Annotated in this window: 15 protein-coding genes; 12 read left to right on the top strand and 3 right to left on the bottom strand. The window is 56.0% G+C overall.

Translation table 11 applies throughout. From position 1 onward, the window contains the following. Nucleotides 1-22: 22 nt before the first annotated feature. Nucleotides 23-955: a transcriptional regulator GcvA gene (gcvA, locus tag P1U45_RS14815; RefSeq protein WP_293608638.1), complete on the bottom strand. Its 933-nt coding sequence runs from the start codon at nt 953-955 to the stop codon at nt 23-25. Between the two features lie 191 nt (nt 956-1,146). Between gcvA and cysG the strand changes: the two genes are divergently transcribed. From cysG to P1U45_RS14755, 12 genes are all read left to right on the top strand, one after another. Continuing rightward, the gene (cysG, locus tag P1U45_RS14810; protein ID WP_301059770.1) at nt 1,147-2,550 is read left to right on the top strand and encodes a siroheme synthase CysG; all 1,404 of its coding nucleotides are present in this window, start codon (nt 1,147-1,149) and stop codon (nt 2,548-2,550) included. Further along, nucleotides 2,547-2,876: a DUF2849 domain-containing protein gene (locus P1U45_RS14805; RefSeq protein WP_293617329.1), complete on the top strand. Its 330-nt coding sequence runs from the start codon at nt 2,547-2,549 to the stop codon at nt 2,874-2,876. Before cysG ends, P1U45_RS14805 begins: the two co-directional genes overlap by 4 nt. Beyond that, nucleotides 2,869-3,510, top strand: coding sequence for a glutathione S-transferase family protein (locus P1U45_RS14800; RefSeq protein ID WP_301059769.1), 642 nt, complete (start codon nt 2,869-2,871; stop codon nt 3,508-3,510). Before P1U45_RS14805 ends, P1U45_RS14800 begins: the two co-directional genes overlap by 8 nt. After that, nucleotides 3,507-3,863: a VOC family protein gene (locus P1U45_RS14795; RefSeq protein WP_301059768.1), complete on the top strand. Its 357-nt coding sequence runs from the start codon at nt 3,507-3,509 to the stop codon at nt 3,861-3,863. Before P1U45_RS14800 ends, P1U45_RS14795 begins: the two co-directional genes overlap by 4 nt. 3 nt (nt 3,864-3,866) lie before the next feature. Further along, nucleotides 3,867-5,528 (top strand): nitrite/sulfite reductase, encoded by a 1,662-nt coding sequence (locus P1U45_RS14790; RefSeq protein ID WP_301059767.1) that lies wholly within the window; start codon nt 3,867-3,869, stop codon nt 5,526-5,528. Further along, complete coding sequence (locus P1U45_RS14785) at nt 5,515-5,958, top strand: DUF934 domain-containing protein (RefSeq protein ID WP_301059766.1); 444 nt, start codon at nt 5,515-5,517, stop codon at nt 5,956-5,958. The genes P1U45_RS14790 and P1U45_RS14785 overlap by 14 nt, the downstream gene beginning before the upstream one ends. A 204-nt stretch (nt 5,959-6,162) precedes the next feature. Continuing rightward, entirely contained in the window at nt 6,163-6,837 is a 675-nt protein-coding gene (locus tag P1U45_RS14780) for an outer membrane beta-barrel protein (RefSeq protein ID WP_301059765.1), read from the top strand. 90 nt (nt 6,838-6,927) lie between these two features. Further along, a complete protein-coding gene (locus P1U45_RS14775) occupies nt 6,928-7,599 on the top strand; it encodes a hypothetical protein (protein ID WP_301059764.1) in 672 nt (223 codons plus the stop codon). Nucleotides 7,600-7,610: 11 nt separating this feature from the next. Then, nucleotides 7,611-8,234 (top strand): class I SAM-dependent methyltransferase, encoded by a 624-nt coding sequence (locus tag P1U45_RS14770; RefSeq protein WP_301059763.1) that lies wholly within the window; start codon nt 7,611-7,613, stop codon nt 8,232-8,234. Next, complete coding sequence (locus P1U45_RS14765; protein WP_301059762.1) at nt 8,234-9,067, top strand: heme-dependent oxidative N-demethylase subunit alpha family protein; 834 nt, start codon at nt 8,234-8,236, stop codon at nt 9,065-9,067. Before P1U45_RS14770 ends, P1U45_RS14765 begins: the two co-directional genes overlap by 1 nt. Before the next feature lie 26 nt (nt 9,068-9,093). Next, entirely contained in the window at nt 9,094-9,513 is a 420-nt protein-coding gene (locus P1U45_RS14760) for an EVE domain-containing protein (RefSeq protein WP_301059761.1), read from the top strand. Then, nucleotides 9,510-9,698, top strand: coding sequence for a hypothetical protein (locus P1U45_RS14755; RefSeq protein WP_301059760.1), 189 nt, complete (start codon nt 9,510-9,512; stop codon nt 9,696-9,698). The genes P1U45_RS14760 and P1U45_RS14755 overlap by 4 nt, the downstream gene beginning before the upstream one ends. Here the strand turns inward: P1U45_RS14755 and P1U45_RS14750 are convergent, their stop codons facing one another. Both P1U45_RS14750 and P1U45_RS14745 read right to left on the bottom strand, forming a co-directional pair. Beyond that, nucleotides 9,699-10,226 carry an HAD family hydrolase gene (locus P1U45_RS14750; RefSeq protein ID WP_301059759.1) on the bottom strand — a complete coding sequence of 176 codons (528 nt, stop codon included), beginning with the start codon at nt 10,224-10,226 and terminating at the stop codon, nt 9,699-9,701. 36 nt (nt 10,227-10,262) lie between these two features. Further along, a complete protein-coding gene (locus tag P1U45_RS14745) occupies nt 10,263-11,621 on the bottom strand; it encodes a TCR/Tet family MFS transporter (RefSeq protein ID WP_301059758.1) in 1,359 nt (452 codons plus the stop codon). Nucleotides 11,622-11,651: the final 30 nt, after the last annotated feature.

Raw genomic sequence — 11,651 nt, 5'->3', positions numbered from 1 at the left:
TCTAACAGAGCCTTGAGAAATGCTAAACTCCCACAATTTCATCGCGGATGGCTTCGGTTTTGAGCCATTTAATGAAGGTTCTGGATTCAATGGTCTGGGTCCGGCCCCTCGGCCAGACGACGAAGTAAGCAAAATCGATCAGCGTCGAGCCATCAGGGAAGGGCGCGACCAGTCGGCCACTCGCAAGGTCAGCTGCGGCAATCGCTTTCTTGGCAAGCGCCACACCACGTCCTGTCGCTGCGGCTTCGATGGCCAGCATAGATTGGTTGAAGTGCGGCCCTTTATGGCCATCAATATTCTCAACGCCGCGTGCACGTAGCCAGCTAGACCAGTCCGGACAGGACGGATCGCGCTCGGTGCCCGCATCATGCAGCAGCGTGTGCCGCGCAAGGTCTTCCGGGCGCTTGATCGCGTCCGGACCTTCCATCAGATGCGGAGAGCAGACCGGCAAAACTGTCTCTTCCATAAGTTTTTCTGATTTGAGGCCCTCATACACGCCGCGGCCATACCGGATGGCGAGGTCGGTATCGGCGGTCGTGAAATCGGTGAGCCCCATATCGGCGGAGACCCAGGCTTCTATTTCTGGGTGGGCTGTGTGGAACCGGTCCAGTTTTGGCGCGAGCCATTTGGCGGCAAAGCTCGGCGCGCAGGAAATCATCACCTTACCCTTACGGGCAGGGGCGCGCATGATCCGGCCAGCTTCAACCAGCTTGTCAAAGGCGTCGCGCACCAGCGGCAGCGCAGCCTGCGCTGCATCCGTCAGAAGGACCTGACGGCCCGTGCGGCGGAACAGAGGCACATTGGTGTATTCTTCCATCAGCCGGATTTGCTGACTGATCGCGCCCGGCGTTACGTCCAGCTCTTCGGCTGCCTTCGTGAAGGAAAGATGGCGGGCAGCGGCTTCAAATGCCTTCAGCGCATTTAGAGGAGGTAATCTGTCTTTTGAGTCCGACATAAGGCAGGGGTCCCGAAAATGGTGTATAGAAAGGCTTTTGCCGCCTGTATTCCGCACAATACATAAAGGCCTATCGCAAAATTGTAAGATAAGTATTTCTAAACGGTCGCATTAATGGTGAAGACTTGTGATAAGCGCCTCAGACGGCATTTTGCAGACTGAGGCTAACTGACTAGCCATTGGAGCGTCGCGTGGAACTGTTTCCCGTCTTTTTCGGTACAAAATCTCTGAACGTCGTTGTGTTCGGCGGCGGAGAGAATGCGCGACGTAAGGTGCGGCTTCTTGCGAAAACTCATGCGCGCGTCGATGTGATTGCGCCTGTCTTCTCGCCGGAGTTCGTCAACGAGTTTGCGGGCCGCGTCGGTTTCGCGCCTGAAGCGCTGACCGAAGTGCTGGTCTCTGAAGCCAAGTTTGTGATCATTGCGATTGAGGATGCCGAACCGGCGCTTGAAGCGGCGCTGCACCTTGTGCGTCAGTACAATCTGCCTGTGAACGTGGTGGACCGTCCGGAGCTTTGCGACTTTACCGTTCCGAGCATTCTGGATCGCGGCAGCGTAGTTGGCGCTATCGCAACAGGTGGTGCTGCTCCTGTCATGGCGCGCAATATCCGCTCTCGCCTCGAGGCCTTGCTTCCGAAGCGCACGGGCGATCTTGCAAACTTTGCACGCGGATTTCGCGGCAAGGTAAAGGCGCGTTTTGCCGAAGAGTCCGACCGCCGCGCTTTCTGGGAAAACATGCTGCGCGGACCGATCGCGGAGAGAGTTCTCGCTGGCGATGAAGACGCAGCGCGTGTGGAAATGGACGCTGCCATTGAGGCAGGCAAAACCGAAAAGACCGGCATTGTTCACATTGTCGGGGCAGGGCCGGGTGATCCGGAGCTTCTCACGCTGAAAGCATTACGCGTGCTTCAGGATGCCGACATCGTTTTCTATGATAATCTCGTTGGCGCCGACATTCTGGACCTTATCCGCCGCGATGCGGATCGTGTGTCTGTCGGCAAGTCCAAAGGCTATCACTCAGTACCGCAGGAAGACATTCACGAGCTTCTGATCATGGCGGCGAAGGCTGGTAAGCGTGTTGTACGCCTCAAAGGCGGCGATCCGTTTATCTTTGGTCGCGGCGGTGAGGAGCTTGGCGCGCTTCTGGCTGAAGGCATTGAGGCGCAGGTTGTGCCGGGCATTTCGTCTGCGCTTGGCTGCGCGGCGAGTGCAGGTCTGCCGCTTACCCATCGTGACCACGCTCAGTCTGTAACCTTCGTAACCGGCCATGCCCGCAACGGGCAGGTGCCTGATCTCGACTGGCCATCCCTTGCACGCCAGAACCAGACCGTCGTCGTCTATATGGGCGTCGGAACATCCGCGCAGATTTCAGAGAATCTGATAGCGGCAGGCCGAGGCGCCGCCACACCGGTGGCGGTTATCGAAAACGGCACACGCGAAAATGAAATCCGCGCTTATGGCGAATTGAGCGAGCTGGCGAACCTGATTGAAGGCAATGGCATTAAAGGGCCTGCGCTTCTGATTATTGGTGAAGTCGCGGCTCTGCCTGAACAATTTCTATCATCCATGCAAAAGAGTCTGGAGATCGTTGAATGACATCTGTACGTCCGAAACTTAAGGCTGACATTCCTAAAGTTATCACAGCCTGGGACGTTGCGACCGGCGCGACTGTGTACCAGACGGCTGACCGTAACTGGTCTGAGAACGTCGCTGACGCAGAAGTGGTCGTCGGTGAGGCTGCTGATGCAGCGCTTGAAGCAGCGCAAGGTGACGAGCTTCGCATTCTTGACCCGTATGTCATGGAAGTGACCGAAGACGGTGAAGTGACTGGCCGCGAAACGCTGCGTGAAACCATTCGCGCAACAGGCCCGACAACGCACACAGAATTCCACAAGGCTGCGCGGGGCGTAGTCGATGCCTGATCGCGATATCACGCGTCTGACGCTCTACGGGGATTCCATCTCCGGCAACTGCATGAAGACCAAGTGGGTCGCAGAGCTGCTCGAGCTAGATTATGACTGGGTCGAGATGGACCTGATGGCGGGTGCCACGCAGACAGAAGACTTTCTAGCGTTGAACCCTGTCGGTCAGGTGCCGCTGGCGCGCTGGCCGGATGGCCGCGTTCTGCCGCAGTCAAACGCCATAATGCTGTATCTGGCCGAACAGGCTGAAAGCGATCTGGTGTCGAGTGATCCGTTCACGAAAGCACAGATGATGAGCTGGCTCTTCTGGGAACAGTACAGCCATGAACCTGCGATCGCCGTGCGCCGCTTCCAGAAGCTTTATCTGAAGAAGTCCGATGATGAAATCGAGCCGTCTCTGATGGCGAAAGGCCGGCGCGCGCTCGGCGTTATGGAGCTTCAGCTGACACGTACGGACTGGATCGTCGGTGACACCTTCACCCTCGCGGATATCGCGCTGGTCGCGTATACTCGTTTGGCACACGAAGGCGGATTTGATCTGAGCGAGTTTCCGTCGGTTGAACGTTGGGTCAGCCGTACCGAGGCAGAGCTCGGCATTCCGCATGCCATGCCGAAGGAGGGGCACGCGCTATGACGAACGTCGAGAATTCCATCAATTATATCGAGTTTCCAATGACTGACCCGGAAGCGGTCATCATGTTCTATGAGACCGTATTCGGCTGGACATTTCAGCGATGGGGCGACGACTATATCAGTTTTAATGGCGCGGAAGTCGAAGGCGGCTTCAACCGTCAGGCTGACGTGAACACCGGTCGCTCCGGCGCTCTGGTGATCCTCTATACAAACAATCTTGAGAAGAAACTGGACCAGATAAAAGTGGCTGGCGGCACAATTGTGGAAGACATTTATGCCTTCCCGGGCGGTCGCCGTTTCCACTTCACAGATCCGTCGGGCAATGAGCTCGCCGTCTGGTCCGAAAAAGGGTAATCCATGTATCGGTATGACGAATTTGACGCTCAGATCGTTCGTGAGCGTGCGGCGCAGTTTCGCGGGCAGGTCGAACGTCGTCTAAGCGGCGATATCACTGAAGACCAGTTCAAGCCGTTGCGCCTGATGAACGGCGTTTATCTGCAGCTTCACGCGTATATGCTGCGTATCGCTATTCCTTACGGCACGCTGCGTGGCGAGCAGATGCGCAAGTTTGCGCATATCGCGCGCAAGTATGACAAAGGCTATGGCCACTGGACGACGCGTCAGAACATCCAGTTCAACTGGGTTGCGCTGAAAGATATTCCGGACGTTCTGGACGAGCTGGCGGAAGTCGAAATGCACGCCATTCAGACGTCCGGTAACTGCATCCGTAATACGACGTCAGACCAGTTTGCCGGTGCGACAGCCGAAGAGATTGAAGACCCGCGCCCATGGTGCGAGATCATCCGTCAGTGGTCCACCTTCCACCCGGAATTCTCCTTCCTGCCGCGTAAATTCAAGATCGCTGTTACTGCGGCTGAAAACGACCGCGCTGCCATCCGTGTTCACGACATTGGCCTTCACATGCGCCGCAATTATGCGGGTGAAACTGGCTTTGAAGTGATTGTCGGTGGTGGGCAGGGGCGTACGCCTCATGTTGGCGTGACGATCAAGCCGTTCGTCGCGAAAGATCAGCTGCTTGATTATCTGGAAGCCATTATGCGCGTTTACAACCGCTTTGGCCGCCGCGATAACAAGTACAAGGCGCGCATCAAAATCCTCGTCAGCGAAACAGGCGCAGACGAGTTCACGCGTCTGGTGGACGAAGAATTTGAAGCCCAGCGCGACGCTGAGAAGATCGTTCTGCCGCAGGCCGAAGTCGATCGCATCACGCAGTATTTTGCGCCGCCAGCGTTCGAAGACCTGCCGGACACATCTGATGTTCTGGAAGCGGCGAAAGCTAAAGACGAAGCCTTTGCCCGTTGGGTGCGCGTGAATGTGCGCCCTCACACACAGGCTGGCTACGGCATAGTGACGATCAGCTGTAAGCCAATCGGTGCGCCTCCAGGCGACGTGACGGATACGCAGATGGAGGTCACGGCCGATCTTGCAGAACGTTACAGCCTTGATGAAATCCGTATCACGCACGAACAGAATATGGTTCTGCCTCACGTGAAGCTGGATGACCTGTTCGACCTTTATCAGGAGCTCGATAGCGCAGGTCTGGCGACAGCTAACTATGAGCTGATTTCAGACATTATCTGCTGCCCGGGTCTCGACTATTGTAACCTTGCTAACGCGCGTTCCATTCCGGTTGCTCAGGACCTGCAGAACACATTTGCAGACCTTGAGCGTCAGGATGATATCGGCGAATTAAAGATCAAGATTTCAGGCTGTATCAATGCCTGTGGCCACCACCATGTCGGCCATATCGGCATTCTCGGCGTCGACCGTAAGGGCGAGGAATTCTACCAGATCACCTTTGGTGGCCGCGCGGACGAAAAAGCGGCTATCGGCCAGATCGCCGGTCCGGGCCTTCGCGCCGAAGACGTACCGTCTGCGCTGGAGCGTGTGATCGAGGCATATCGCGAAGTTCGTAACTCTAAAGACGAACGCTTCATCGACGCGCTGGAGCGTGTCGGCCATGACCCATTCAAGGAGGCACTCTATGCCGCTGGTTAAAAATGGCGAAGTGACCGCCAATCCGCACGGTGAAGTTCTGACGCTTGAGCCGTTTCTCGAAATGGCTGCAGCTGATCCGAAAGATGCTGTGATCGTTCGCCTGATGCCGGATGATTGCCCGCTAAAGCTTGAGCCGTTTCTCGACCAGCTTGAAGTGGTTGAGATCAGCTTCCCGCGCTATGCCGATGGCCGTGGCTATAGTCAGGCACAGCTTCTTCGCCGCCGTCTCGGCTATAAGGGTGAAATCCGCGCTGTAGGTGACGTGCTGCGTGACCAGCTTCTTTTCATGCTGCGGTCTGGCTTTGATGCTTTCGAGCTTGGCCGTGAAGATGCGGCTCAGGCATTTGCGGCGGCGTCTAAAGAGTACAGCCATTTCTACCAACCCGCGGCGGATGGTGAGTCGGGCGTGTTTGCACGTCGACACAGCTGATAATTTGCACTCATTCAAACACGAAAAAGGGAGCTACGCGTGGGCTCCCTCTTTTGTGACTGGCACCTCCGCAAGACGTGATTTTAGCTCACGTAAGCGGGAGTAAATGTCAATTAAATCAAACGCCTATTTGGTTTGTCTGTGACTGGTTCTTTCCCTTTATCTGAAGGGCGCAAACGCGTTTCTTCTTGGAAAGGACACTTTATGGACAACCGCAAAATTCTGCTCTCGCTCGCTCTTCTGGGCGGCGTCGCTTCAACCTCTATCGCTCACGCTGAAACCGGCTGGTACTTGCTTGGTGGTGTGAACTCGACAACAGTCGATCAGTTCAACTCCCGCAACACAGGCACGTCTGACCCGAACCAGGGACCTGTTGGTGGCCCGAGCATCTCAGTCACCGATTCAGACACAGGCGTCAGCGCCTTCATCGCCGGTGGCTATCAGTATGACTTCTCACCTGATTTCTACGGCGCGGTAGAAGTTTTCTACTCAGATGAGCAAGCTGAGACACAGACGTTCAACAGCGTGAAAATCACCGATATCGAACTTGATGCCTCTTACGGTATCGACTTCAAATTCGGTCACAACGTAACAGACCGTCTGGCAATCTATGGTCTTCTAGGTGTTACCCAGTTCGATTTCGACGGTCAGGCGTCTTACACGTTTGCACCGCCAGTTGATGACCTGTCAGACGAAGAAGCTGCCTTCGTTTACGGTGGTGGCCTGGAAATCAGCTTTGATGATCACTGGTCCACAATTGCCGAATTCCGCCTCTCCAACGATGTCGAGTTCGATACACCAGTTGACCGCGGCGGCGTTCAGTCTGAAGACGAGTTTGACTTCGCTGTCATCCGTACCGGTCTGAAATACCGCTTCTAATTTCGCGCGATCCGCCCTCGCGCGGGCCCCTGTCCCCGGTCGAAACAGCTGTTATAGTGACAGACTGTAGCGACTGGGGAAGGTTGCCAGATGATATGGTGGATTATTCCGGCGGCAGTCGGATTTTTTGGACTTGTGGTCACGCTGGCCGGTTTCGCCCGCATGGGTAAGCGCAAGGCCATGTCCGGTGGAATGCGCTTTATTGGCGGCATTCTTGTGCTGTCTGCGGCAGCACTGCTCACTATGGTCGGCATTAATCTGCAAACCTATTCCCGTCTCAATCAGGAACGCCACGTCGCTGATATCGAGCTGGAGCGTGTCGACGATCAGCATTTTCGCGCCGAGGTGACGCTGGACGGTGAAACGACACCGACGGACTATGTGATCCGCGGCGATGAAGTGCTGTTTGAGGCGCGCATCATCAAATGGACGCCGTGGGCAAATGTGATCGGCTATGATGCGATCTATAAGCTCGACCGTATGTCCGGCCGCTATACCTCCATTCAAGACGAACGGACAGGCGAGCGCACGCTCTATGCGCTGCAAAACGATCCCGGTGTCAGTGCGTTCAACCTCATCAACGAACATGGCAAATGGCAGAGTACGGTCGACGCCTATTACGGGTCCGGCACGTATGTACCGATGATCGATGGCGCGCGGTATGAGATCCGCATCACGCAAAGCGGCCTCATCGCCCGTGCTTTGAATGAAAGCGCGGAAGACGGTCTGCGACTTTGGGCGTCGCCCACGCGCGGAGAATAGGGAGAGCGACTATGGGATTTTACAGCCGTTATATTCTGCCGCCGCTGATTGATTGCGCCTGCTCGACAAAACCGATCATGAAACAGCGGGAAAAAGTGGTGCCTCATGCTGAAGGTCGCGTGCTGGAAGTCGGCTGCGGAAGTGGCACGAATTTTGGCCTGTATGATAGCTCTAAAGTCTCTCAGGTTTTCGCGCTGGAGCCGGACGCGCAAATGATCAAAAAGGCTCAGAAGCGCGCGGATGCTGCCGATGGGCTGAACATCGAATTCATGGAAGCGGGCGGCGAGGCAGTGCCGCTGGAGGACAACTCCGTTGATACAGTCGTCTTCACTTTCACCATGTGCACCATTCCGCCAATCGATGCGGCGCTCGCCGAAGCGCGACGTGTTCTGAAGCCCGGCGGTAAGCTGCTCTATTCAGAACATGGCGGTGCGCCGGATGAAGGCATTCTGAAATGGCAGAGACGCCTTGAGCCTATCCAGAAAACGCTCGCCGGTGGCTGTCATCTGACGCGTGTGCCGCCGCGCATGCTCGAACGTAACGGCTTCACTGTCACGGATGGCGAGACGATGTACTTACCGAGTACGCCGAAAGTGCTGGGTTTTGCGTATTGGGGGCAGGCAGTCGTTAGTTGATGGGTATGCTTCGAACGCCGCCTCATCTGCCGTTTCTCGATGGGCCCGCTGTGATGGCGCCCAAGCTCAGACCGATTGACGAAGGCGCGTGGCTCTTTCCGGATACCGAGGCGGAGGCATGGCTTGAGGATAAGCGTCGATTGATGGTCTCACAGCGCGATCAGGTGTGCGCGCAAGCTGGAGACTGGGCGACCGACGCAGCTGAAGAAGCCGCAGCACTGGTTCTGAATACGCAATTATCAGCCCCGCTCGAGAATGAGGATGTAACGCCAATCGAACGCGCGGCTTCAACTGTCAGCGATGATTTATGTGTGATGGTGCCGCGCGACGGTCAGTTTGTGCTTGGTGCCGCCAGCCTCTGTGCGCCGACATTCTGGTCACTCAAGGAGAATATCGGAAAGCCTCTGTCGGGGCTGCATTCGTTGCTGCCGCAGGGCGGGACGGAGCTTTCATCGCGTATCAACCGGATATTTGCGGGTCTGCAGTCCGGATCGGTTCTGGAGCGGTTCAACTGGACAGTTCAGCTCGGGGGAGAGCGGTTTACGCCGTCGTCGGTGCCTATGAAGCGTGCGCTGGCTGAACTAAATGAGAAAGACGCCGCGAGCGATTTGTTCATGCGGGTCGAACGCCAGACCATCCGTAAATTGCCTGAGACGGGCGCCGTGCTGTTCAGTATTCGCATCTGTGTGGATCCACTTCCACCAATTCTGGCGGATGGTGAGATGAAAAAGCGGTTCGCGCAGGCCTGGCAATCTACTGCAGAGGATGTCGCCGCCTATAAAGGCTGGCCGCACTATCAGCACGCTATTGATTGGCTACTAGCCTCGGCATAGCTTCATCGCACGATAGGAGATGTGCCATGGCATACTGGCTTTTTAAATCCGAACCGTCCGCATGGAGCTGGGACCAGCAGGTTGCCAAAGGCGATGAAGGTGAAGAATGGGGCGGTGTTCGTAACTATCAGGCGCGCAATTTCATGCGTGAGATGAAGGTCGGCGATAAGGGCTTTTTCTATCATTCGCGTGAAGGGCTGGAAGTTGTTGGAATAGTCGAGGTCTGTGCAGAGGCGCACCCTGATTCTACGACGGACGATGACCGCTGGGAGTGCGTCGACATCAAAGCTGTAGAACCCGTGCCGAATCCTGTCTCGATGAAGGATATCAAAGCTAATCCGAAGCTTGAGGATATGGTTCTGGTGAAGAACTCACGTCTGTCGGTTCAGCCTGTCACCGAAGACGAATGGAAAGAGGTTCGCCGGATGGCAGGTCTCAAATCATGAGCGAGATACCTGAGCGCAAACCCGTTCGCAGCGCTGCACAGGCGGCTGCGCTCATCCTGTTCGTCGTTGCCCTCGCTAACCTGATTTACGGGGCATATTTCGGCGGCGGGCCGCCTTTGATCGTGATGAGCATTATGGGCTTTGGCATGTCCTTCATCCTGTGGCGGATGAAGCCGAAGGACTGATCAGCGGGCGCCGTCTTCAAAGTCGGCCAGCGCCCATTCAGCGAATTGGTGCACGTTTCCGCCGGTAAAGAAGAAGCCACCCACGCCCGCGGCGTGTGCTGCTTCTATGTCTGTCTGTTTGTCGCCTATCAGAAAGCTCTTCTCACGCGCGATAGGGAAATCTGCCATCGCCGACATGAGCATGCCGGGCTTGGGCTTGCGGTCGAAACTGTCTTTGCGATAGCGCTTGATCTCGCCTGCTTCATGGAAGGGGCAATGGTAAAACCGGTCGATATGCGCGCCGGTTTTCGCAAGCTCTACGGACATATGGTCGTGCAGGGCTCGCATATCGTCTTCGGTGTAATAGCCGCGTGCAATGCCTGATTGGTTCGTGACGACGAAAACCCACCAGCCGCGGTCGTTGAAGGCTTTGACGCATTCTCTGGCGCCTTCAACCCATTCGAAGTCTTCCACGCGGGAGACATAGCCCTTGTCGACGTTCAGCACGCCGTCACGGTCTAGAAAGAGGGCAGGGCGAATGCGGTCCATGAATCGATCTATGAGCTTTGCAGGTTGAAAGACAAATCAATTTGTCTGGCTGCTGGCGCTTTCCGTGTCGCTGCCTTCAGCTTCGGCAGCAGTGTTGGCTTCAGCGAGTTCGGCAACCTCTTCGGCTGATTTGGGTGTGTCGCCATGCTTCACCTCTTCATCGATAGAGCGGACGACGCCTTTATTTGCGCGCACACCTTTCATGAACGGGATAAAGGCGAGGGCCGCCAGAATGCCCGCGAGGACAAAGTTAGCACCTTTAAACTGAATAATCGCTTCGGGCTTGGCGAAATAGCTCAGCGTCTGAGACATGATAAGCGGACCGATAATGGTCGTGCTCAGCGCCTGTACGCTCGCCAGTGCGCCCTGTAGTTCGCCTTGCGCATTCTTTGGCGTGACACCCGTCATCAATTGTTGGGTTGCAGGACCAGCTACACCGCCAAAGGCTGAAACGGCGAGGAAGGCATAGGCCATCCATCCGTAAACGGCGCTTGCGAACAGGAACATGCTGAATGTTGTAACGGCGAGGCCAAACAGCGCGGTCCGGACTGGACCTATGCTTTTAGTCAGGCGCCCTGTCAGAAAGCCCTGAACGAATGCCGAGCCTATACCTACAAGCGCAAGTGAGAGGCCAATCTCATTCGGCGTCCACTCATACCGGATTTCACCGTGATAACTCCAGGTCGAGGAAAAGACAGAATGAGAGAGGCCGAAAATGCCTACGCCTACAATGAACCAGCTGACTTGTGGAAGCTTGGAGAAGTGCTTGAAAGCGCCGAACGGGTTGGCGCGCCGAAGCTCGAACGGGCGACGGTTTTCTTTCAAAAGGGATTCTGGAAGCACCAGTAGACCGTAAAGGAAATTGCATGCGGCTATGCCAGCGGCCACGAAGAATGGCAGGCGTGTGTCGATGTCGCCCAGAACGCCGCCAATGATTGGTCCAAGGACGAAGCCGATACCGAAGGCTGCGCCAATCATGCCGAAGGCTTTGCCGCGCTCCTCAGGTTCGGTGACGTCTGCGATATAAGAGCTCGCCGTGGAATAGGTTGCGCTCGTGAGGCCAGCCAGTGCGCGCCCGATGAATAGAACCAGCAAGGAGTGCGCAAAGCCCATAATGATGAAGTCGATGCAGAGGCCGGCTATCGAAATAATCAGAACCGGGCGTCTGCCGAATTTGTCTGACAGATTGCCAATGATAGGCATGGACAGGAAATTCACCACGCCGAAGGTCGCCATCAGAAGGCCGCCGACCAGAACCGTATCTTCACCCGGTTTGCCCGTGATTTCTTCCAGATAGGCGGGCATGACCGGAATGAACAAGCCGAACGCCAGCATATCCAGCGCGACGCAGACTATTACGAAGAGGAAGGCGTTTTTGCCGTGCTTGCCGCTCAATTGTATTGTCCCTCAACGCGTTCATATCCC

Origin of the sequence: Ponticaulis sp. (assembly GCF_029210165.1) — a bacterium.
In the GTDB taxonomy this organism is placed as follows: Bacteria; Pseudomonadota; Alphaproteobacteria; order Caulobacterales; family Hyphomonadaceae; genus Ponticaulis.
The sequence above is the reverse complement of the archived record's forward strand: the minus strand, read 5'-3'. Positions and strand labels throughout refer to the sequence as shown.